Origin of the sequence: Steroidobacter sp. (assembly GCF_036402275.1) — a bacterium.
Classification (GTDB): Bacteria; Pseudomonadota; Gammaproteobacteria; order Steroidobacterales; family Steroidobacteraceae; genus Steroidobacter.
Genome location: NZ_DASWTF010000036.1, coordinates 637,942 through 658,799, shown reverse-complemented (window position 1 = coordinate 658,799; position 20,858 = coordinate 637,942). Strand labels below are relative to the sequence as shown.

Here is a 20,858-nt window from a genome sequence, read left to right as displayed (position 1 = left end):
GTGTCACAACAAGCCACGGAAAACTCGGGTGTCGGGCCCAGGCCCTTACCGGTCGCGCTCAGCGAGACGCTGGGTGCGGACGGCGGGCTGATTTGCGGCTATCGGCTGCGGCCGGGTGGCGTGCCCCAGGAGATACCCGCGGAAGGCGTCGCGCCGGCGTTGTCACAAATCCAGAGTGGCGCGACGGACGCGGTTGTCTGGCTGCACTTCAATTTGAGCGACGCCCGGGCCCGTCGCTGGCTGCTCGATGCGACCTTTCTTCCCGAAGCGCTACGGGAGCTGTGGCGCGATCACGATGGCAATCGCCGCGTCGAGATGGTCGAGGACGGCCTGTTGCTCGTGGTCAACGATTTCTCTTACGACGACGCCTCGGATCCTTCCGAGGTCGCGCCGCTGTGGTGTTTCGCGAATCGGCGTTTGCTGATCACGGCGCGGCTGCATCCGCTGCGGAGCGCCGACGAGTTGCGTCTGCAGATGCGTTCCCAATTCACGGCCACCTCCGGCATCGACCTGGCGGCACAGCTGCTCGACCTGCGTACCAGTCGAGTGAAGCGCCTGGCGAACCAGATGACCGATCAGCTCGACGACATCGAGGATAAGATTCTGGCCGGCAAGATCGAGCAGCAACGCGAGTTGCTGGGTCGTAACCGCCGACTGTGCGCGCGAATGCGGCGTCAATTCGCACCGGAACGATCCGACTTGAATCGCTTTCTGCACCGGCCGAGCGGTGCGCTGGAACCGGACGATCGTGACGCTCTACAGTCGTGCACGGATACGCTCGCGTTCGCGCTGGAAGAAATCTCCGAGCTCTACGAGCGCGCCAAGCTGCTGCAGGAAGAACTGGCGTCGCGCCTCGCCGAGAGCACTGGCCGCAACCTGTATGTATTGTCCATTCTGACCGCGGTGCTGCTGCCGATGACGCTGGTCACCGGCATTTTCGGCATGAACGTCGGCGGCCTGCCCGGATTGCATGGCGGGCACGCGTTCTGGTGGGTGATGCTGCTGATCCTCGCGAGCGGCGCCGTGACGCTCGCGGCGTTCTTCTGGCGCCGGCTGCTCTAAGGTTGAGGCGCTCGCAATGCGTGGCGTTGCAGCTTCCCAGTCGCCGTCTTCGGCAGTGAAGTTCGGAACTCGACGGCGCGCGGGTACTTGTACGGCGCGATGTTTTCTTTGACGAACTGCTGCAGCGTCCGCGCCATCTCCGGCGACGCTACGTTGCCATCCTGAAGCACGACGAAAGCTTTGACGATCTGCCCGCGCGCCTCATCGGGCATGCCGACGACTGCGCACTCCTTGACGGCGGGATGCTCCAGCAGCGCGGCTTCGACTTCGGGGCCTGCGATGTTGTAACCGGACGAGATGATCATGTCGTCGGCCCGCGCTTCGAAATGGAAATAGCCATCCTCGTCCTGCGAGTACAGATCGCCAGTGACGTTCCAACCCTGGTGCACGTAATCACGTTGCCGCGGATCGTCGAGATAGCGGCAGCCGGTGGGACCTTTCACCGCCAGGCGGCCGACTTTGCCCGGCGGTAGCGGCAGGCCATCCGGATCGAGAATGCAGGCCTGATAGCCGGGCAGGGGCTTGCCCGTCATGCCCGGACGAATCTGATCGCCCTTGGCCGAGATAAATATATGGATGAGCTCGGTCGCACCGATGCCATCGATGATCCGGATGCCCGTGGCCGCATGCCAGGCATCCGAAGTCGCCTTGGGCAACGCTTCGCCCGCGGACACGCAGCGCTTGAGACTGGAGATGTCGAATCTCGACACCATCGGAATCATCGCGCGATACGCGGTCGGCGAGGTGAACATGGCCGTCGCCCGAAAGCGCTGCACAGCCGACAGCAGATTCTCGCCGCTGGGCTGCTCCACCAACACGCTCGCGCCCCGCCGGCCGAGCGGGAACACGAGCAGCGCGCCCAAGCCGAATGTGAATCCCAGTGGAGGACTGCCGATGTAAATATCGTCGGGCGAGGTTTCGAGCAGATGGCCCGCCACGACTTCTCGCATGGCAAGCACATCGCGATGGAAGTGCATCGTGGCTTTGGGCGTGCCCGTCGTGCCGGAGGTGAACGCGAGCAGGCAGACATCGTCACGGGCAGTGTCGACGTTGTCGAACGTCGAAGCCTGCCCGTTCATCATTTTCTCCAGTCGACCACCCCCAGAATCCCCTCCATAGCAAACGATGTTCTTAAACCGGCCGCCCAACTCGGCCGCGTGTTGCAGCTCCTGTACGAAACGTGAGTCGCACAATGCGTGATCCACCTGCGCTCGCTCGGCGATGACGCACAACTCATGAGCACGCAGCATTGGCATGGTCGTGACTGCGATGGCGCCGACCTTCATCACGGCCAGCCAGCAGGCCACCAGCGTGGGATTGTTCGGTCCTCGCAGCAGAACGCGGTTGCCGGGCACGATGCCCATGTCTTTCACGAGCACATTGGCAATGCGATTGGTGCGATCGAGCAGTTGTGCGTAAGTCCACACACCACTGTCCGAGTAGAGCGCGACGCGTTCGCCGTGCCCTTCGCGGACGGCGTCGTCGAGAAGGACGACGCCACAGTTGATGCGCTCCGGATACTGCAGCTCCGGTAAATCGAAACGAAACTCCGGCCAGAGATGCGGCGGCGGCAAGCGCTCCCGTGCAAATCCATCCACGTGTGAGGTGTACGGCATGCGGAGTGTCTGCGCGAGCATCATGTCACCGCGGCGCGAACTGCATAACGTGGATCCGCCCAACAACCGCTGTGAACTACGTCGGCGACGGTGTAGGCGGCGTCCCAAACATCCTGGTAACGCAGATACAAAGGCGTGAAGCCGAAGCGAAGCAGATCCGGCGCACGGAAGTCGCCGATCACTCCGCGCTCGATCAGCGCCTGCATGATTGCGTAGCCGTCAGGATGCGCGAAAGAAACATGACTGCCGCGCTCGTTCACGTTGGCTGGGCTGACCAGCTGCAGCGAGGGGCAAATGTCAGCAATGAGGTCGACGAACAATTCGCTCAGCCAGCGGGACTTCTGCACGATGTCCTGCATGCGACTGCGAAGCATGAGATCGACGCCCACTTCCAGGCTGAGCACGCCGAGCACCGACGGCGTGCCGCACAGGAAGCGGCGAATGCCGTTGGCCGGCTCGTACTGATCGATGAACTCGAACGGGCGGTTGTGGCCCATCCAGCCCCGCAACGGCGAGGCCAGTTCGGCCTGCAACCGTTCGGCGACGAATAAAAACGCCGGCGCGCCCGGCCCGCCATTCAGATATTTATAGCCGCACCCCACGGCCATATCGGCTTCGCAGCCGTTCAGATCGACCTCGATCGCGCCGACGCTATGACTCAAATCCCAGATGACCAGCGCGCCATGCTCGTGAGCCTTCGCGGTGATGGCTCGCATGTCATGAATGGCGGCGGTCTTGTAGTGGACATGCGTGAGCATGACCACTGCGGTGTTCGTGTCGATGGCATCGATGATGCGTTCGGCAGGTTCCAGCCTGAGTTGCAAGGAACAGTTTCGCGTGCCGATGGCGCCTTCGGCCATGTAGAGATCGGTGGGGAAGTTGCCCGGCTCGGACAACACGACGCATCGGTCCGGGCGCGCAGCGAGCGCGGCTCCAAGTAACTTGAACAAGTTCACCGACGTGGAGTCGGCGACCACCACTTCGCCGCTGCGAGCGCCGATCAATTTCGCGATCTTGTCGCCCACGCGCAGCGGCGCATCGATCCAGTTATGGTCGTTCCAGCTGCGGATCAGACCCTGACCCCATTCCTTGGCGACCACTTCGTCGATGCGGGCGCGCGTCGCCTTGGGCAGCGGGCCGAGCGAATTGCCGTCCATATAAATGATGCCGCCCGGCAGCTCGAACTCTTCACGCCGGTGGCGCAGGGGGTCTTCCTGGTCCCAGCGGCGGATCGCCGGGTAGGTAATCGCATCTCGTCGCTCGATGGTGGTGATCTTGTCGAATTTGCGATGCATCGGCCGGCCCCCACGCCGTCTGACTGTCCGTCCGCAGAGTGTCGCGCCGGGGCTGCAAGACATTGTTCCGGAAAGCGGGCCTTGCAAAGGCTCGGGAAGAACGATAGTAGTACAGTTACGCCATTTCGAAGGAAAACGTCCTGATGCTGGACAAAACGGAAACCGCTATCCTGAAATTGCTGGAAGACGACGGACGGCTCTCGTACGCCGAGCTGGGCGAAAAGGTCGGTTTGTCGAAGAGTCCGTGCTGGTCGCGGGTGCGCGAGCTGGAGCGTCGGGGCGTGATCCGGCGTTACCGAGCGGACATCGATGCGTCGGCGGTCGGGCTGGAACTGCATGCCTTCGTGCAGGTGACCATCAACTCGGCGCGCCATACCGATTTCGAGGCGGCGGTGAACCGTCATCCTTCGGTGCTGGAGTGCTTCACCACGGCCGGGCAGGCGGACTACCTGCTGCACGTCCTGGTTCGAGGCATCGGAGAATTGGATGAGCTGTTGCGAGCGGAGATCTCGCGCCTGCCGGGCGTGCAAAAGGTCGAGACCACCGTCTGCATGAAAACCATCAAGCATCGCGGCTCGCTGATGTCGTGCCTGCGATAGCGCGTATCGAGCTGAGTAACGAATCGTTCAGGAGAGCATCATGATCGGCGGCGTCAGTGCAGTGGTCCTCATCAAGGCCGAAACTTCTTCGGTCAACGAGCTTGCGCAACAGCTGGTGGAAGTGAAGGGCGTGGCCGAAGTGTTTTCGGTGGCGGGCCAGTACGATCTGGTGGCCATCGTGCGCGTCAAGGAAAACGAGGAGCTGGCTGAGGTGGTCAGCGACAAGATCCGCAAGCTGCCGGGCGTGCAGCTCACCGAAACCATGATCGCATTCCGTGTGTTCACCAAGGCTGCGGTCGAAGGCATGTTCGATCTGGGCAGCTGAGCAATCCGATACAAATCAGGTGTCAGGTTAACGTCAGGACGGCTTCGGCATCATGCCCCGGTAGCGCGAACCTCGCGCATGAGTTTTACCGGGAGAGTTCATGAATTTCGAAGACGGTAGGGCGAGAAGCCTGCTCGGCGTGTCAATTCTGCTTGCAATGCTGAGCCAGGGTGCCTTCGCCGCGGAGAGTGCCGATGCTGCCGCGGTTCGCGCGCAGATCCAAGCGCTGCGAGCCGAGCAGGCGCGCATCAGCGAGATGCAGCGTCAGACCGAAGAAAAGATTCGGGCGCTGGAAGCCAGTGTCGGTGTCACCAGTCCTCCCGCACAAACCGCACCGGCCGTTGCGCCCACTGCACCGGCGGCTCCGCTGGTCGCCGATGGCAAGCCGAAGTTGAATGTCACTGGCGATCTGCGCCTGCGCTATCAGGGCGACTACTCCGATGAAGATGTCCGCGCTCGCAAGAGTGGACAGGTTCGTGGCCGCCTGGGCGCTACTTACGCGGTGAACGATCGCGTCACCCTGGGCACTCGCCTGGTGACCGGCGATGCGGACGATCCGAACAGCACCGACGTGCAGCTGTCGAACTTCGACGACGATTTTCAGGTGAGCCTCGATCTTGCGTACGCGCAGATCAATTTCGGCGACCTGAATATTTACGGCGGCAAGATTCCGCAGCCCTTCACGCGCACCGACCTCGTCTGGGACGGCGATGTGAATCCGGACGGCGTGAGCGGCATGTACAAGCACAAGTTCGGCAATGGTTCGGCGTTGCGCGCCAACGGTCTATTCTTCATCGTCGATGAAGATGCGGGCGGCGCGGACAGCACCATGACGGGCGCGCAGTTGGGCTACGACACCGCCGAGCTCGGCGATTTCAAATTCGAGGTCTCCGGCGCGTACTACGATTACACGCTGGGCAGCATCGTCGGCGCCGACGCCGGCGACTTCAGGAACAACCTTCGCCGGCCCGACGGCAGCTATCTTTCCGACTTCAATCTCGGCGACCTGATCGTTGGCGCCACCTGGTCCGGCCTCGGCTCGCGTTGGCCGGTGCGGTTCGTCGGCGACTACGTGAAGAACTTCGGCGCCGAGACGTCGGAGGACACCGGCTATGGCATGGATCTCGGCATCGGCCGAGTCACGCAGCCGCATGATTGGCGCGTGACGTATGGCTACTCGGTCGCGGAGACGGACGCGGTGCTCGGTGCGTTCTCGCACGACAATACGGGGATCGGCACCAACTACGAGCTGCACGCACTGACGCTCGATTACGTGCCGATGCCGAAGACGTTGCTCACGGCCTGGTGGTATCACTACAAGCCGGAGAACGCGATCGACGCGGGCAGCAACGCCGTCGGCGATTGGCTGGATCGGATCCGCATCGCATTTCTTGTTTCGTTCTGACGTTTTCAGGCGATGCGCGCCGGCCCTTGTGAAGATCTCACCAGGGCCGTTACATTGCGCTCATGACTCAACCCGCCATTGCGTACCTCCCCGCCACCAATCGATACGAACAATTCGCCTACCGCCCCGTCGGTCGCAGCGGGCTGAAGCTGCCGCCGCTGTCGCTGGGGCTGTGGCACAACTTCGGTAACGACACGCCGATCGAGCGTCAGCGTGAGATCCTGCGCACGGCGTTCGACCTCGGCATCACGCATTTCGATCTCGCGAACAACTACGGCACGCCGTACGGCAGCGCCGAGACCAACTTCGGCCGGTTGCTGAAAGAAGATTTTCACGCCCACCGCGACGAGCTGATCATTTCCACCAAGGCCGGCTGGGATATGTGGCCGGGGCCGTACGGGCAGGGCGGCGGCTCGCGTAAATACGTGCTGGCGAGCCTGGATCAAAGCCTGCGTCGCATGGGGCTCGACTACGTCGATATCTTTTATTCGCATCGTTTCGATCCCGAGACGCCCATGGAGGAAACTGCCTCGGCGCTGGCTACGGCAGTCCAGCAGGGCAAGGCTTTGTACGTCGGCATCTCTTCGTACTCGCCTCAGCACACCATCGAGTTCGAAGCGCTGCTGCGTCGGTGGCAGGTTCCGCTGCTGATCCATCAGCCCTCGTACAGCATTTTCAACCGCACCATCGAGAACGGTTTGTTTCAAGCAGTGGAGCAGGTGGGGGCGGGCATGATCGCGTTCTCGCCGCTCGCGCAGGGACTGCTGACGAACCGATATCTGCAGGGCATTCCTGCTGGCTCACGCGTGGGGCGCGGCACTCGTTTCTTGCGGCCCGAGGCTGTTTCCGATGCGGTCGTTCAGAAAGCGGCGGCGCTGAATGAGATCGCGAAGGCGCGTGGCCAATCGCTCGCGCAATTGGCCATCGCGTGGGTGCTGCGTGATCGTCGCATGACGTCGACCATCATCGGCGCTAGCAGCGCCGCGCAGGTGCGCGAGAATCTTGGCGCTTTGAATCAGCTGAGTTTTACCAGCGAGGAGCTCGCGGCCATCGACCGTATCGCTCCCGGCCCGGTGTGACTCACTTCTGATCCAGCACCTGGCGAATCTTGGTGGCGAGCTGCTGAATCGTGAACGGCTTCGGCAGGAAGGAGACGTCGCGGTCGAGCATGCCGTTGTGAATGACGGCATTGCGCGTATAACCGGTTGTGTAGAGCACCTTGGTTCCGGGCCGCCGCTCACGAACGCGGTCGGCGAGCTGTTTGCCATTCATGTCCGGCATCACCACGTCAGTGAACAGCAGATCGAAGGTCACGTCCGTATCGAGCATGGCGAGCGCGTGTTTTGCGTCATTCGCGTGAATCACCGGGTAGCCCAGGTCCTGCAGCAGCTGCACTGACATCTGACGAACGCGATCTTCGTCCTCGACGACGAGAATGACTTCCGACGCCGCGCCTTCAAGCGGTCGATCCTTTGGCAGCGTGACTGTTTCCGGCAGGTCGTCGCCAACGTAGCGGGGCAGGTAGAGCTTGACCGTCGTGCCCTGGCCCACTTCCGAATAGATCTTCACATGGCCGCCCGACTGCTTGGCGAAGCCATACACCTGCGACAGGCCGAGTCCCGTGCCTTGACCGGGCTTCTTGGTGGTGAAGAACGGATCGAATGCGCGCGACAGCACGTCCGCTGACATGCCTTCGCCCGTGTCCGAGACTGCAATCGCTACATACTGACCGGGGCGCACTTCGGCGTGCGTGGCGGCGTAAGTGTCGTCGAGGTGCGCGTTCATCGTCTCGAGCGTGATCTTGCCGCCGTCGGGCATCGCGTCCCGCCCGTTCACGCACAGATTCAGGATCGCGCTCTCCAGCTGCGGCGGATCCGCGAACATGCGCCAGAGGCCGCCGGCTAGCACCGTCTCCATGCGAACGTTGCCGCCGAGTGTTCGCGTGAGCAGCTCGGACATGCCGCTGACCAATTTGTTCGCGTCCACCGGGCGCGGATCGAGCGGTTGCTGGCGCGAGAATGCCAGCAGGCGAGCGGTCAACTCGGCGGCCCTGGTCGCTCCTTCCATCGCATGATCGATGGCTCTCGCTGCCTTCGCTGGATCGCGCTGGGTGTATTTTTTCGCCATGTCGATCGAGCCGATGATGATGGCGAGCATGTTGTTGAAGTCGTGCGCGATGCCGCCTGTCAGCTGGCCCACCGCTTCCATCTTTTGCATCTGCCTGACCAGGGCTTCGGCCTCGGCGCGAGATCGCGCTTCGTCGCGTAGCTTCTGATTGGCGGCTTGCAACTCGGCTGTGCGCTCGGCAACCCGGGACTCCAAGAGCTCGTTGAGCTGCTGGCGTTGCCGATCGTCCTGCGCGTATTCCGCGAAGCCCCGGTGCATCGCCGCCGTGAGCAGCAGAATCACGCTGACTAGCACGACGTAGAAGGCCATACCGATCGTATTCGAGACGCCGTGCCCGTCCAGCGACCAGTCCGGCGGCAGCAGGAAATACGCGGAAATCATCCCGCCGAGCACGCCCGCCAGCGCGCCGGCCCGCCAGCCGAAAATAAACGCCGTGATCACGATGGCGGCGAAGAACGTGATGAAGGGAAAGCCTTCGAGCACGCCACTGAGCAGCACGCGCACGTACATGGCGCCGGTGCTGCTGAGCACGGCAAAGGCATAGCCTAGCCAGCCGTGCTCACGCAGAAACTGCGTGGCTTCGTACCACTTGCGGATGCGTCTTACGAGCATGGAATCGCCGAGAGAGCCCCGCCCCTGGCAAAGCGGCCAATCTAGCAAAGCGCGTGCTTTCCCGACAGCATGCTCATGGCCCCGGAACTCGTCCATGGTTTTGACGGTTGCTCTCGGCGCTTGCTTGCCCCTGTCAAATCCGCTCCGAGGCTTTCATGGATGTGTTGTCGTTACTGCAATGGCCCGCGATGGTCGTGACCCTCGCCGCCGCCTGGCTGGTCGCCTCCCAATCCCGCGCCCGCCGCAGCTGGGGCTTCTGGACCTTCATCGTCAGCAACGTGCTCTGGATCGTCTGGGGCTGGCACGAGGACGCCCTGGCCCTGATCGTGCTGCAAGTCGGCCTGTTCATCCTCAATCTTCGCGGGGCGAGGAAGAATGACCCAGCGACGTCATGACGCGGCGGGAGCTGCTAGAATGCCGCCCGTCGCCCCCGTAGCTCAGTGGATAGAGCGACCGCCTCCTAAGCGGTAGGTCGTCGGTTCAACTCCGGCCGGGGGCGCCAACTATCGACTTTCACAGTCGGGGGATGGCGCGCGATGTCCTCAGTTAATCGTCATCAAGTTACGATTCACAAGTCTTCTCGAGAGGCCGATGATGGCGGCTTCATGCCGGGTACTCCGGCCGAGCGCCTTCTGGAAGTATGGGAATTGACGCGTGAGGTCTGGGCTTTTTCCCAGCAAGCAGATGCTGAATCCCGACTACAAAGAGATGTTGGAGTGCTTATCCGAGGAAGGCGTTAGTTTCCTGCTGGTCGGCGCTTACGCGCTTGCGGTGTACGGCTACCCGCGAGCAACCAAGGATATCGACTTGTTCGTACGGGCGTCACCGGTGAACGCGTCGAGCCTGATGCGAGCGCTCAGTCGGTTCGGCGCGCCGCTCACCGGAATCTCGGAGTCGGATTTCGCTTCTGAGGGAATTGTCTTTCGATCGGTAATAGCCCTCGTCGCATCGATATTCTCACGCGTATCAGCGGCATCGATTTCGAGAACGCCTATGCCAAGCGAAACGTCGTCAACGTCGACGGCCTCGACGTACCGGTCATCTCCATGAGTGACTTGATCGCCAACAAGAGGGCAAGCGGCCGCACCCAGCACCTGGCCGACGTTGAAAAGCTCGAAGCACTCGAAGCGTCCACTCGTAAATCATGATCCTCCTGACAGCCCCGGGGCCGATTTTCGGCAAGCTCTTCCGTGTCGGCGCATTGAGTCCGGATGTGCGAAGGGAAGCGGGTCGTAGCCGGTGTCATTGCAGATCGAGCAGATAACGCCACGCGTCTACAACAGCGCGAACAGTCCGCGCAAGAGCCGTTGACTACTCCAGATCCCGGGATGCCGCGACGAGCGGCGCTTGACTCTTCACGCTGCGCATCGTCACCAGCGTCTTGAAGTTCTTGACGACGTTATCCGCGTACAGCACCTCGCGCGTCAGGGTCTCGAAGCTTTCCATGTCTCGCGCCACCACACGCAGTGCGAAGTCATAGTCGCCGGTGACGTACCAGACGTCGACGATCTCGGGAACGGACTGCAGTTTGCGAATGAATCGATCGAGGATGGCGGTTCGTTCACGCTCCAGCGTCACCAGGACGATCATGGTGAGCGGCCAACCCATGGTGCGCGGTGAGACCACTGCGACTTCGCGCTCTATGATCTTCAAGCGTTTCAACCGCTGGATGCGCCGATAGCACGCGGGTTCGGACAAGCCGACAGTTTCGGCCAGTTTCGCGATCGAGGTGCGTGCGTCCGCCTGGAGCAACTCCAGCAATCGGTAGTCAGCTTGGTCGAGTTGGGTATCCATGCAGGGGCAGCGACAATTTTTATCATTGCAGGGCGAATCTTGCGAACTTATCGCACGCCCGTCGGCTAGTTTTTATCGCGTCTTCCGAGGGCACACCCATGACGACGCTGGCACAGCTTCAATCGATGGATCGCGCGACGGTCCTGCATCCCTTCACCCATGCCAAGGACTATGCGTCGGGTGCCGCCGAGTGTTTCGTCGTGGAATCGGGGGCGGGCGTTCGCATCAAAGGCGCGGACGGCAGCGAGTTGATCGATGCGTTCGGCGGTTTGTATTGTGTGAACGTCGGTTACGGGCGCAGCGAGGTTGCCGATGCCATCGCGGCCCAGGCGCACAAGCTCGCGTATTACCACTCGTACGCAGGCCACACGACCGAGGCGCTGGCCCGCTTGTCGATGCGCTTGATCGAGATGGCGCCGGCCGGCATGGCCAAAGTGTTCTATGGTCTGTCCGGCTCCGACGCCAATGAGACCAATGCGAAACTGGTCTGGTACTACAACAATCTGCGCGGACTGCCGCGCAAGAAAAAGATCATCTCGCGGGAGCGCGGTTATCACGGATGCTCGGTGATTTCCGGCTCGATGACAGGCCTGTCGTTCTATCACCAACACATGGACCTGCCGCTGCCCATCATCCGTCACGTGGGAGTGCCTCATCACTATTGGGGAGCGCAGCCCGGTGAATCCGAGCGGGAGTTTTCCAAGCGGCGCGCCCGCGAGCTGGAAGCATTGATCCTGGCCGAGGGTCCCGAGACAGTCGCGGCGTTCATCGCTGAACCCGTGCTGGGCACGGGTGGTTTGATTCCGCCGCCCGAAGATTATTGGCAAGAGATCCAGTCGGTGCTGCAGCGGTATGACGTTCTGCTCATCGCCGACGAAGTGGTATGCGGTTTCGGTCGGATCGGCACGCGCTTCGGCAGCGAGCGATATGGCATGAAGCCGGATCTGATCACGGCGGCGAAAGGATTGACCAGCGCCTATGTGCCCATGTCCGCATCGATCATTGGCGAGCGCATCTGGAACGTCGTGCGTGATGGCGCCGAGCAGGTTGGTGCGTTCTCGCATGGTTACACCTATAGCGGTCACCCGTTGGCCGCCGCGGCGGCGAATGCCTGCCTGGACATTCTCGAGCGCGAAAAGCTGGCTGACAACGCGGAGCGCGTCGGCAGCTATTTGCGTGAGCAACTATTCAGCGAGCTGTCATCGAATGACTTTGTCGGGGAAGTCCGTGGCGTAGGCATGTTGGCGGCAGTGGAATTCGTCGCCGATCGTGACACCAAGCGTCGTTTCGACCCAGCGTTGAAAGTGGGAGCCCGAGTGTCTGCAGCCGCGCGGAAGCGTGGTCTGATCGCACGGGCCATGCCCCATGGCGACATCCTTGGCTTCGCGCCCCCGTTGATACTGACGCAAGCGGATGCCGACCAGATCGTGGCAATCACATGCGATGCGGTGGAGGAAGTCACGCAGCAGCTCAAGCGCTAACGGCTCGCTGAGCGTCCAGGAACGGTAGCAGCACGTCGAAATAGGCGGCGGGCTCCTCGTAGAACGGCATGTGCGAGCTGTTTCGAAAAATGACCAGCCGCGAGTTTGGAAGCGCGTCATGGATCTTGCGTGCGCAGGCCGGCGTCAGCTCGTCGTATTGGCCGGCGATCACCAGGCAGGGGATCTCGATGGCACGCATCGCGGGGAGGCGGTTCCAGTCCTTCATGTTGCCGGTGTAAGTGAATTCGTTCGGGCCCTGCATGGTGACGTAAGGACCCATGTTCCAATCGGCCAGCGAGCGTTGCAGCGACTCGGGCCACTGGTCCAGCCGACACACGTGACGGTAGTTGAGCAATGTGATCGCGGCGTGATACTCCGGATGATCGATCGTGCCTTCGGCTTCGCGGCGAATCATCATTGTCGCGGTTTCCGAGCCCAAAGCCGAGCGCAGTCGATGCAGTTCTTGCACGAGGTGCGGAATGTCACAGGCCCCGTCGGCGGCGATGTAACTCTTCACTCGCTGCGGATGGCGCAGACAGAACTCCGTGCCGAGCCACGTGCCCCATGAATGACCCAGCAGCTGCACTCGCGGCAACGCGAGCATGGCGCAAAGCTGAGCGAGCTCATCGACGTATCGTTCGAGCGTCCATAGCGAAGCGTCCGTCGGTCGGTCAGAGCGGCCACAGCCCAGCTGATCGTAGGCGATCACCGAGTAGCCATGGTCCACGAGGCGCACGTGCGCGTCGCGCAGATAATCGCAGGGCAGGCCGGGCCCACCATTGGCGAGCAGCACGACCTCAGAAGTTGGCGAGATGGCGGGGCCATAGCGATCCACGCAAATGCGATGGCCGCTGCGCAGAGTCAAAAAGGACGTTTCGTCAGGCGTGCGCATTGACATCGACCTCCGCGACACCCGGCGCGTTCATCGTGAATGTTCTTTCGTGGATCAGACAAGGCAGCGCTGCGCGCGAAGCGTCGACGACGGCCAGGTCGATGTCGGCGCTAATGACGCCCGGTCGATCGCCGGCATCGGCGAGCACGCGCCCCCACGGATCCACGATGAGCGAGTGCCCGTAATTGCGCCGGCCCTCATGCGGCACTCCGACTTGGGCGGGCGCGATGACGTAGCATCCATTCTCGATGGCGCGAGCGCGCAGCAGAGTGTGCCAATGCGCTTCGCCGGTACTCTGCAAAAAGGCGGCGGGGATGCACAGCACCTTGGCTCCGTGCCGCGTCAGCGCCCTGAACAGCAGGGGAAAGCGCAGGTCGTAACAAATCGACAAGCCGATCGAGGTCCAGGGCAGAGAAAACACGCGCGCGGTTTCGCCGGCTCGATACAGCACCGATTCCGGAACGGGATTGTCGCGGTTGACCGGCGCATCGAACAGATGAATCTTGTCGTAGGTCGCGACGATCTCGCCGCGGGGCTCGATGAGCACGCTGCGGTTGACGATGGCGCCGTTGGCGGAGCGCGCGGTCACCGAGCCGATCAGGATCCATTGCCGTTGTTGAACGGCGAGGCGGCGAATGCCGAGCACGAACTCATGCCGATCGAGCGGCTGTGCATGGGCCTTGACCCGGTCGGCATCGGGATCGAGCAGGTCGACCGCTTCGGGGTAGGCGAGGAAATCGGCGCGAGCGGCGGCTGACGATCGGCCGAACTCGAGCGCCTCGGCCAGATTGCGGGCCGCGTCCGGACCACTGATCATCTGTACGCAGGCGCAGTGAAACGATCCGGCCAGGCCGGTAGCAGGCTTCGCGTCTGTCATGGTCCACACTTGGCGGCTATGAATTAAAGACAATATTGGCTACTATTTGCCCCTATGACAAGCCCGGAATTGGAAACAGCCGAGAAGGCCTTCAACGAGGAGTTGCGTGCGGACCTGTTGCGGGGGCGCTTTCGGCCCGGGGAGTGGCTGAAACAGGCGGACTTGGAAGCGCTCTATAAGGCGAACCGGTTCGAGGTGCGGATCGCCCTGTCGGAACTCGCGGCCCGCCATCTGCTCGAGCACATTCCCAACCGCGGGTACCGCGTCGCCAAGCCGAGCGATCGGCAGCGCGATCAGCTGTACGAGACGCGCAGCATCCTCGAGACGGCGGCGGCACGGCTGGTGGTCACTCGCATTTCCGATGCGGATATCGATGCGTTCGCCGAGCTAGTGCATCGGTTCCAGCACGCCATTGAGCACGGCGGCCGTGAGCAGCTGCGTGAGTTGAATTTCCAGCTGCACGACAAACTGTACCGCGCCAGCGGCAACGATCTGCTGGCCGATCAGATCCGAGAGTTGCGTGAGCGCGGCTCGGGCTTTGCCTCAGGCACGTGGGATAACCTGGCCGGCGTCCGCCGCAGCAACGCCGATCATCTCGAAATGCTCGAGATGTTGAGACGGCGCGATGGCGAGGCTCTGGCTCACTCGGTTTATCGTCATCTCAACCGCTGGCGCGAATTCCTCCCGGCCGGCGAGGGATCGTAGGAAGCTTTCCATGTGGCGTGTGAACCGGCTGAAACGGGCGCTGGCCGCCAACCGCAGCTGTCTGGGCGCGTGGTTGTTTTCCGGCGATCCCGCGGTGGCGGAGATCATCGGTCTGGAGCGCTTCGATGCGCTCATCATCGATCAGGAACATTCGCCGAACGGCATCGAGTCGACCATCGCTCAGATGCGGGCGATTGCAGCGGCCGGCGACAGCACGGTGCTCGTGCGCATCCCCGACATTCAGCCCCATTTCGTGAAGCTCGCCCTTGATGCGGGCGCGGAAGGCATTCTCGCGCCGAAGGTGGAAAGTGCGGAGCAGGCTCGTGCACTCGTGGCCGCCTGTCGTTATCCACCGCTCGGCATGCGGGGCGCGCACTACACGGTTTCGCGTGCGGCTCGCTGGGGCGGCGCGGCGACGGACTACCTGAAGGACTATCGCGATGAGTTGCTGATCGTCGCGATGATCGAAGGTGCGTCCGGATTGCAGGCCGCGAACGAAATTGCCGGGGTGGACGGCATCGACATGTTGTTTCTCGGCCCGCTGGATCTCACCGCCGACATGGGCTACATGGGCCAATTCGACGATCCGCGGCTGCGCGCCGCGTTCGATGCGTTGACAACGAAGCTGCAAGCATCGGGCAAATGGCTGGGTTCAACCACCTGGCCGGGCGTCACGGCCTCCGAGCTCATGGCCACGGGGTGCAGTTTCGTCACCGTCGGTAGCGACGTCGGGTTCTTGCAGGGTGGCGCAAGGGCCGCTCTAGCGGCTGCCGCCCGATAGTCGTCAGTCTGGCAACGCCACCGTATCGAGCGGCAATCCAACTCCGGAGCGGCCATTGAAGTGCACGGCGCGCAGCAGCCGCGCAAGCTCGCGTGCGGCGTTTGCCGGGGTCAGGGCGGCTGGGCGAATGTTTGAAATGCAGTTACGCGCTTCATCGACGTTGCCCACTTGAGGACGATAGGTGACATAGATGCCGAGGCTGTCAGGTGAAGACAAGCCGGGCCGCTCGCCAATCAGACTTACAGCGATGCGCGCGCCGAGTAGCGCACCCGCCTCATCGGCCAATGCCACGCGCGCCTGTGTAGCAATGACGACTGGCCCGATCGTGAAGTCGCGAAGCAATGCGCGCGCGTCGCGGAGCACGGGCAAGGCGTGACGTTGAACGGCGGTCGCCGAGAGGCCATCGCTCACCACGAACACGATGTCACTGTGTGGAGCACGCGCCAGCGAAAGCAGATTTGCGCTCTCTGGATCGAGGCGCCGCCCCAGGTCCGGGCGCAATAGATACGTTCGCCGGTCATGCGCGCGACTGCGCACGAGGATGGTCGTCAAGCCAGCCTGCTCGCATTCGGCCTTCAGGGAGTCGACATCGAGCTCGGTGAATATCGCGTCGCGCGCTCGCGAATGAGCCAGTGCGAAACTCAATACATGCGCAGTCGGCAATCCATTGCCCGCTCGGCCCAATGCAATGCGCGCCGCAGTGAAGTCGCGTAGCCAGTGCCAGTGATCGACGCTGGTTTCGCTCACTTCAGCAGCTCCATCGCATGAGCGAGTGCGGGCGAAGCGTGAGCCGCGCCGTTGGTCAGTCGTCCGGCGTCGTCGATCAATCCCATTGTTTGCAACCAGCTTTCGAATTCGGGGGCGCGGCGCAGGCCCAATGTCTCACGCACGTACAGCGCATCGTGATACGACGTGCTTTGATAGCCGAGCAGAATGTCGTCGGCGCCTGGCACGCCCATGATGTAGTTGACGCCAGCCGCCCCCAGCAGCAACAGCAGGTCGTCCATGTCGTTCTGATCCGCCTGCGCATGATTGGTGTAACAAACGTCCACGCCCATCGGCACGCCGAGCAGCTTGCCGCAGAAATGGTCTTCCAGTCCGGCCCTGACGATCTGTTTGCCATCGAACAGGTACTCTGGTCCGATGAAGCCGACCACGGTATTGACCAGCAGAGGATCGAATGCGCGCGCGACGGCATAAGCTCGCGCTTCACAAGTGAGTTGGTCGACGCCGTGATGCGCATCGGCCGAGAGCGCGCTGCCTTGGCCGGTCTCGAAATACATCACGTTGTTGCCGACGGTTCCTCGCTGCAAGGACAGCGCTGCCTGCTGCGCTTCACGCAGCAATGCCAATGAAACGCCGAAGCTGCGATTGAGCGCCTCGGTGCCGCCGATCGATTGGAACATCAAGTCGATGGGTGCGCCGCGCTCGATCGCTTCGATCTGTCGTGTCGCATGCGTGAGGACGCACGTTTGAGTCGGAATCTCCAGCCGCTCGACCAGGGTGGCCAGCAAGTCCCAAACGGGGCGTAGCTTCAGCAGGTCGTCCGATGCGGGATTCACGCCAATCACCGCATCGCCGGCGCCGTACAGCAGGCCATCGATGGTGCTGGCGAGAATGCCGCGGGGATCGTCGGTGGGATGATTCGGCTGCAGTCGGACTGCCATGCGGCCGCGCAGCCCCAATGTGTTGCGAAAGCGGGTCACCACGCGCCGCTTGCGCGCCACCGCGATCAGGTCTTGATTGCGCATGAGCTTGCAAACGGCCGCCGCCATCTCCGGTGTGATGCCGGTCGAGACGGCGGCGAGCGCCTGCTCATCGGCGTGCTCCGACAGCAGCCAGTTACGAAAATCGCCTACGGTGAAGCTGGCGATCGCGGCGAAGGCGGCGCGGTCGTGACAGTCGTGGATCAGTCGTGTTACTTCATCCTGCTCATAGGGGATGAGAGCTTCATTGAGAAAAGATCGCAGCGGAACGTCCGCGAGCGCCATTTGCGCGGCCACGCGCTCTTCGGCACAACTGGCGGCGATGCCGGCGAGGCTATCGCCGGAACGCGCGGGGCCGGCTTTGCCGAGCAAGTCGCGCAGGTCGTCGAAGCGATAGCCTATGGAATGAAAGTTGCTGGCGTAGCTCATCGTGGCGGGTGAGTTGCCAGGTCAACGCTCCGCCAGGGACTGCAGCCCGGTCACGGATTTGGCAAAAAAGTCAGTCGCCGCCGTGACCAGAGGAGCATATGTGTGCGTAACGCCCGGCAATTCCAGCAGCGTGGTTTCGATGCCTCGAGTGCGCAGCGCGCCGTGCAAGGTGCGCAGGCGATCTACTCTGGTGCGGCCGGCGCCGTTGGCGCCTTCCATCCAGTAAGGGCTCGCGCGGTCGTGCGTGATCAACTCGGTCGAGGTGTCGTCGCTGCCGACCACGAGCAGCGTGGGAACAGTGCTCATCGCGGCAAAATTCACTTCGCGACCAAAGCGCTGTGGCATGTCTTTGACGCCCACCCACCAATCGCTGTCCTGCGTCGGCAGCGTCACCGAGCCTGGCGCCGCCACCGCGAGGGCGCGCAGCCGCTCGGGATACAGATACCAGAAGCGATGCGCGAAATGAGCGCCGCCCGAGAAACCAAACATCATGAATTTGGCGCGATCGCAATCGTAGCGCGCAGCGACTTCGTCGACGATATGGAGCAGCACCTCGTCGTAGCTCACCCCGAGCGCCCGCACATATTTGTACGCGTCGACGTCGCGCGGGTGGCCGATGCCGGCAGGAAAGTGCGGGGCCACCACGAGCACACCGAATCGTTCGGAGAACTCTTCGAACAGAGTTCGCAGCAGCGGCACATTCCGCTCGGTGCCGTGCAGGGCCACGACCATCGAACGGTGCGCCGGGATCTCGTGCGGATAGCAGCGGGGTACGTGCATCCAGTACGAAAACCTCGGATCCGCCTGACAAGCGAAGCTCGGAGTGCGCCCCAGCGCAAAGTGGGCCTGATGATCGACTGCCGACACGGCGATCTCCTTATTCCTGAAATTTGGCCTTTGGGACCGGCCTTGGAACGGAATCGTAGGGCAGTCTTGCGACGTTAGCAATAATTGGCTACTCTTTTGGCTACTGAGGTTTCGCTGGCCAATAGCTATAAATGGGGAGTCGTACGATGGGCACTCGATCGCGTGTACTCGGGCTGCGGGCTGAAACGTTGGGTGTGAGCGTGCTGCTGGCAGCTGCATCGGCTCCGGCATGGACGCAGGAGGCCGCCGCACCGGAGGTGGAGCAGATCACGGTGATGGGGTCGCGGTTGCCGACCGAGATCACCTCCATGCCGATCTCGGTGAACATCATCAATGAAGAGGAGCTGAGCAAGCAGCTCGGCGTCACCCAGGATCTGCAAGCCGTGCTGGCTCAGCTGGTGCCGGGTTTGTCGTTGAGTAACCAGGCCACCATCAATACCTATACGTCGCTGCGCGGTCGCAAGCCGGTCATTCTGGTCGACGGCGTCCCAATGACTTCGACGCTCAACGATGTGTCTCGCGAGATGAGCGAGATCGATCCGTGGACCATCGACCGCATCGAGGTCGTGCGTGGCTCATCGGCGCTTTACGGCAACAGCGCAGGCGCCGGCTTCATCAACTACATCACCAAGCGCGGCAAGTCCGGCGAAACCAAGTTGTTTCTGGAAGCAGGCATGGGCGCTTCGCTCACGCACTTCAGCGATAGCAGTCAGCCTTCGGCGCGCATGGGGGTATCGGGCGGGACCGACAACTGGGACTATCTCGCCGAGGCGCACTACGGCGAGACCAACTCGTTCTTCGACGCCAACGGCGATCGTATTCCACCGCAGCCTGACGGCACCTCTGACTCCGAGTTCCGCAGCTTTTTCGGCAAGGTCGGCGCTTTCGTGGGCAACGGCCGTATCGAAGCCAGCATCAACACGCATCGCCAGGAGCAGAGCGCGCAGTATCAGCTCGTCCCCGGCAGCGTGTTGAACGGCACGCCCACGACCACGATTCCTGCCGGCTTGCTGCCCGGCGAGGAGCCGCGGCGTAACGAAAGCCTGATCGCCAATGTGGCGTACCTGCATCCGGATCTCTTCTGGAGCAGCGACTTCAAGGCGCAGCTCTACTATCTCGATACGGAGAGCGTGTTCCAGTTCGTGCGCAATCGCTTTCCGCGCACCTCGCAGCCCGACGGTCAGAGCATGAACGTGACCAAGAAACACGGGGTGCGGCTCGACTTCAATCGCAGCTTCGCGGGTCTCGGCCTCGATCAGGGCGAGCTGCTGTACGGTCTCGACTATCTGCACGATGACACCGAGGCGCCGCTGACGGATGGGCGCGCCTTCGGCCTGCCGCAGAAGCTGGACAGCTACGCGGCCTTCGTCCAGGCATTCGCGCATATCACGCCGCGCTGGTCGGTGACGGCTGGCGTGCGTCACGAGCGTGCGACGCTGGAAATCGGCAATTTCCAGTCGTTGTTCACGTTGCGCAACGTCATCGGCGCATCGCTCGACTATGACGCGACCCCAATCAACCTGGGAACGTCCTTCGAGATCAACGAGGACTGGGATGTGTTCCTGGGTTACTCGGAAGGCTTCGAAGTGCAGCAGTTCAGCTTCCTGTGGCGCGATACACCGGCCGACATCGACCTGCGTAACTCATCGACCAAGCCGCGCCCGAACATCATCGACAGCTACGAGACGGGCGTGCGCTTCGGCAATCACAGCGTCAAGGCGGAGCTGGCGTTCTTCTTCGTCGAATCGACCAACGGAGTGAGCTATGTGCTGAATCCGGCGAACCCAACCGATGCGAGCGTGGTGCGCGCGCCAGATCGCGTGAAAGGCGTCGAGCTGTCGGGTGACTGGACCATCAGTGCGAGCTGGAAGATTGGCGGCAACGCTGCGTGGATGGAAGGCGAGGGTGACAACAACAACGACGGCTCTTACGAGACGCCGTTGCAGAACCGCCGTGTGCCGCCGACCAAGGTCACCGGTTATGTGGAGCACTCGCTGACCGAAGACTGGTTCGTACGTTTGCAGGGCGTGTGGTGGGATGGCCGCAATGAGTTCCCGGCCAGCGTCGGCCGCGAGCGTTTCCACGAAGGCCGCGTCACATCGGGCTCGTTGTTCGATCTGTTGTCGACCTATCAGCTGCCGCAGGGCCGTCTCAGTCTCGGCATCAACAATCTGTTCAACAACGACTACTACACCAACTATTCAGAGGGCTTCAACCGCAACGACACCTACAACAAGGCGACCGGCGCCACGGCGACGGTCAAGTACGAAGTCGAGTTCTAGAGA

Annotated in this window: 19 protein-coding genes and 1 tRNA gene; 11 read left to right on the top strand and 9 right to left on the bottom strand. The window is 62.3% G+C overall.

Annotation, left to right across the window (positions count from 1 at the left end; translation table 11 throughout):
- Complete coding sequence (locus tag VGD45_RS22495) at positions 1-1,062, top strand: CorA family divalent cation transporter (RefSeq protein ID WP_331157597.1); 1,062 nt, start codon at positions 1-3, stop codon at positions 1,060-1,062.
- On the opposite strand, the gene VGD45_RS22490 is transcribed toward VGD45_RS22495, so the two are convergent.
- Both VGD45_RS22490 and kynU read right to left on the bottom strand, forming a co-directional pair.
- Positions 1,059-2,678, bottom strand: a complete 1,620-nt coding sequence (locus VGD45_RS22490; RefSeq protein ID WP_331157596.1) for an AMP-binding protein — start codon at positions 2,676-2,678, stop codon at positions 1,059-1,061. The genes VGD45_RS22495 and VGD45_RS22490 overlap by 4 nt on opposite strands.
- 20 nt (positions 2,679-2,698) lie before the next feature.
- Positions 2,699-3,973 carry a kynureninase gene (gene kynU, locus VGD45_RS22485; RefSeq protein WP_331157595.1) on the bottom strand — a complete coding sequence of 425 codons (1,275 nt, stop codon included), beginning with the start codon at positions 3,971-3,973 and terminating at the stop codon, positions 2,699-2,701.
- A gap of 143 nt (positions 3,974-4,116) precedes the next feature.
- Between kynU and VGD45_RS22480 the strand changes: the two genes are divergently transcribed.
- The 4 genes from VGD45_RS22480 (at position 4,117) to mgrA (ending at position 7,381) form a co-directional block, all read left to right on the top strand.
- Positions 4,117-4,572, top strand: a complete 456-nt coding sequence (locus VGD45_RS22480) for an Lrp/AsnC family transcriptional regulator (protein WP_331157594.1) — start codon at positions 4,117-4,119, stop codon at positions 4,570-4,572.
- Positions 4,573-4,612: 40 nt separating this feature from the next.
- On the top strand, positions 4,613-4,897 hold the full coding sequence (locus VGD45_RS22475; protein ID WP_331157593.1) for an Lrp/AsnC ligand binding domain-containing protein: 285 nt from the start codon (positions 4,613-4,615) through the stop codon (positions 4,895-4,897).
- A 100-nt stretch (positions 4,898-4,997) separates the two neighbouring features.
- Positions 4,998-6,302, top strand: coding sequence for a putative porin (locus VGD45_RS22470; RefSeq protein ID WP_331157592.1), 1,305 nt, complete (start codon positions 4,998-5,000; stop codon positions 6,300-6,302).
- Positions 6,303-6,364: 62 nt separating this feature from the next.
- Positions 6,365-7,381 carry an L-glyceraldehyde 3-phosphate reductase gene (mgrA, locus tag VGD45_RS22465; RefSeq protein WP_331157591.1) on the top strand — a complete coding sequence of 339 codons (1,017 nt, stop codon included), beginning with the start codon at positions 6,365-6,367 and terminating at the stop codon, positions 7,379-7,381.
- A gap of 1 nt (position 7,382) precedes the next feature.
- Here the strand turns inward: mgrA and VGD45_RS22460 are convergent, their stop codons facing one another.
- The gene (locus VGD45_RS22460) at positions 7,383-9,041 is read right to left on the bottom strand and encodes a response regulator (protein ID WP_331157590.1); all 1,659 of its coding nucleotides are present in this window, start codon (positions 9,039-9,041) and stop codon (positions 7,383-7,385) included.
- A 155-nt stretch (positions 9,042-9,196) separates the two neighbouring features.
- Here VGD45_RS22460 and VGD45_RS22455 point away from each other — a divergent pair, with 155 nt between their 5' ends.
- Both VGD45_RS22455 and VGD45_RS22450 read left to right on the top strand, forming a co-directional pair.
- The gene (locus VGD45_RS22455; protein ID WP_331157589.1) at positions 9,197-9,436 is read left to right on the top strand and encodes a hypothetical protein; all 240 of its coding nucleotides are present in this window, start codon (positions 9,197-9,199) and stop codon (positions 9,434-9,436) included.
- A 31-nt stretch (positions 9,437-9,467) separates the two neighbouring features.
- Positions 9,468-9,543 (top strand) — tRNA-Arg (locus VGD45_RS22450).
- Between the two features lie 809 nt (positions 9,544-10,352).
- On the opposite strand, the gene VGD45_RS22445 is transcribed toward VGD45_RS22450, so the two are convergent.
- Positions 10,353-10,835 carry an Lrp/AsnC family transcriptional regulator gene (locus VGD45_RS22445; RefSeq protein ID WP_331157588.1) on the bottom strand — a complete coding sequence of 161 codons (483 nt, stop codon included), beginning with the start codon at positions 10,833-10,835 and terminating at the stop codon, positions 10,353-10,355.
- A 98-nt stretch (positions 10,836-10,933) separates the two neighbouring features.
- Here VGD45_RS22445 and VGD45_RS22440 point away from each other — a divergent pair, with 98 nt between their 5' ends.
- Positions 10,934-12,316, top strand: a complete 1,383-nt coding sequence (locus VGD45_RS22440) for an aminotransferase (protein WP_331157587.1) — start codon at positions 10,934-10,936, stop codon at positions 12,314-12,316.
- On the opposite strand, the gene VGD45_RS22435 is transcribed toward VGD45_RS22440, so the two are convergent.
- Together VGD45_RS22435 and VGD45_RS22430 are read right to left on the bottom strand one after the other, a co-directional pair.
- Positions 12,306-13,208, bottom strand: coding sequence for a proline iminopeptidase-family hydrolase (locus VGD45_RS22435; protein ID WP_331157586.1), 903 nt, complete (start codon positions 13,206-13,208; stop codon positions 12,306-12,308). The genes VGD45_RS22440 and VGD45_RS22435 overlap by 11 nt on opposite strands.
- Complete coding sequence (locus tag VGD45_RS22430) at positions 13,195-14,085, bottom strand: carbon-nitrogen hydrolase family protein (protein ID WP_331157585.1); 891 nt, start codon at positions 14,083-14,085, stop codon at positions 13,195-13,197. The genes VGD45_RS22435 and VGD45_RS22430 overlap by 14 nt, the downstream gene beginning before the upstream one ends.
- Positions 14,086-14,154: 69 nt before the next feature.
- Between VGD45_RS22430 and VGD45_RS22425 the strand changes: the two genes are divergently transcribed.
- Entirely contained in the window at positions 14,155-14,790 is a 636-nt protein-coding gene (locus VGD45_RS22425) for a GntR family transcriptional regulator (RefSeq protein ID WP_331157584.1), read from the top strand.
- Positions 14,791-14,800: 10 nt separating this feature from the next.
- Positions 14,801-15,571 (top strand): HpcH/HpaI aldolase family protein, encoded by a 771-nt coding sequence (locus VGD45_RS22420; RefSeq protein WP_331157583.1) that lies wholly within the window; start codon positions 14,801-14,803, stop codon positions 15,569-15,571.
- 3 nt (positions 15,572-15,574) lie between these two features.
- Here VGD45_RS22420 and eutC read toward each other — a convergent pair whose 3' ends face one another.
- Genes eutC through VGD45_RS22405 form a run of 3 tightly spaced genes read right to left on the bottom strand, consistent with a single transcriptional unit; the run spans position 15,575 to position 18,573 of the window.
- Complete coding sequence (gene eutC, locus VGD45_RS22415; protein ID WP_331157582.1) at positions 15,575-16,318, bottom strand: ethanolamine ammonia-lyase subunit EutC; 744 nt, start codon at positions 16,316-16,318, stop codon at positions 15,575-15,577.
- Positions 16,315-17,706 carry an ethanolamine ammonia-lyase subunit EutB gene (locus VGD45_RS22410; RefSeq protein ID WP_331157581.1) on the bottom strand — a complete coding sequence of 464 codons (1,392 nt, stop codon included), beginning with the start codon at positions 17,704-17,706 and terminating at the stop codon, positions 16,315-16,317. Before VGD45_RS22410 ends, eutC begins: the two co-directional genes overlap by 4 nt.
- A 21-nt stretch (positions 17,707-17,727) precedes the next feature.
- Positions 17,728-18,573, bottom strand: coding sequence for a hypothetical protein (locus tag VGD45_RS22405; RefSeq protein ID WP_331157580.1), 846 nt, complete (start codon positions 18,571-18,573; stop codon positions 17,728-17,730).
- A gap of 146 nt (positions 18,574-18,719) precedes the next feature.
- On the opposite strand from VGD45_RS22405, the gene VGD45_RS22400 reads away from it, so the two are divergent.
- Entirely contained in the window at positions 18,720-20,855 is a 2,136-nt protein-coding gene (locus VGD45_RS22400; protein WP_331157579.1) for a TonB-dependent receptor, read from the top strand.
- The last annotated feature ends 3 nt before the right edge of the window (positions 20,856-20,858 follow it).

Coding starts and splice junctions, on each gene's coding strand:
- VGD45_RS22490 (WP_331157596.1), bottom strand. CDS start 2,678: ATGCCGTACACCTCACACGTGGATGGATTTGCACGGGAGCGCTTGCCG.
- kynU (WP_331157595.1), bottom strand. CDS start 3,973: ATGCATCGCAAATTCGACAAGATCACCACCATCGAGCGACGAGATGCG.
- VGD45_RS22480 (WP_331157594.1), top strand. CDS start 4,117: ATGCTGGACAAAACGGAAACCGCTATCCTGAAATTGCTGGAAGACGAC.
- VGD45_RS22475 (WP_331157593.1), top strand. CDS start 4,613: ATGATCGGCGGCGTCAGTGCAGTGGTCCTCATCAAGGCCGAAACTTCT.
- VGD45_RS22470 (WP_331157592.1), top strand. CDS start 4,998: ATGAATTTCGAAGACGGTAGGGCGAGAAGCCTGCTCGGCGTGTCAATT.
- mgrA (WP_331157591.1), top strand. CDS start 6,365: ATGACTCAACCCGCCATTGCGTACCTCCCCGCCACCAATCGATACGAA.
- VGD45_RS22460 (WP_331157590.1), bottom strand. CDS start 9,041: ATGCTCGTAAGACGCATCCGCAAGTGGTACGAAGCCACGCAGTTTCTG.
- VGD45_RS22455 (WP_331157589.1), top strand. CDS start 9,197: ATGGATGTGTTGTCGTTACTGCAATGGCCCGCGATGGTCGTGACCCTC.
- VGD45_RS22445 (WP_331157588.1), bottom strand. CDS start 10,835: ATGGATACCCAACTCGACCAAGCTGACTACCGATTGCTGGAGTTGCTC.
- VGD45_RS22440 (WP_331157587.1), top strand. CDS start 10,934: ATGACGACGCTGGCACAGCTTCAATCGATGGATCGCGCGACGGTCCTG.
- VGD45_RS22435 (WP_331157586.1), bottom strand. CDS start 13,208: ATGCGCACGCCTGACGAAACGTCCTTTTTGACTCTGCGCAGCGGCCAT.
- VGD45_RS22430 (WP_331157585.1), bottom strand. CDS start 14,085: ATGACAGACGCGAAGCCTGCTACCGGCCTGGCCGGATCGTTTCACTGC.
- VGD45_RS22420 (WP_331157583.1), top strand. CDS start 14,801: ATGTGGCGTGTGAACCGGCTGAAACGGGCGCTGGCCGCCAACCGCAGC.
- VGD45_RS22410 (WP_331157581.1), bottom strand. CDS start 17,706: ATGAGCTACGCCAGCAACTTTCATTCCATAGGCTATCGCTTCGACGAC.
- VGD45_RS22400 (WP_331157579.1), top strand. CDS start 18,720: ATGGGCACTCGATCGCGTGTACTCGGGCTGCGGGCTGAAACGTTGGGT.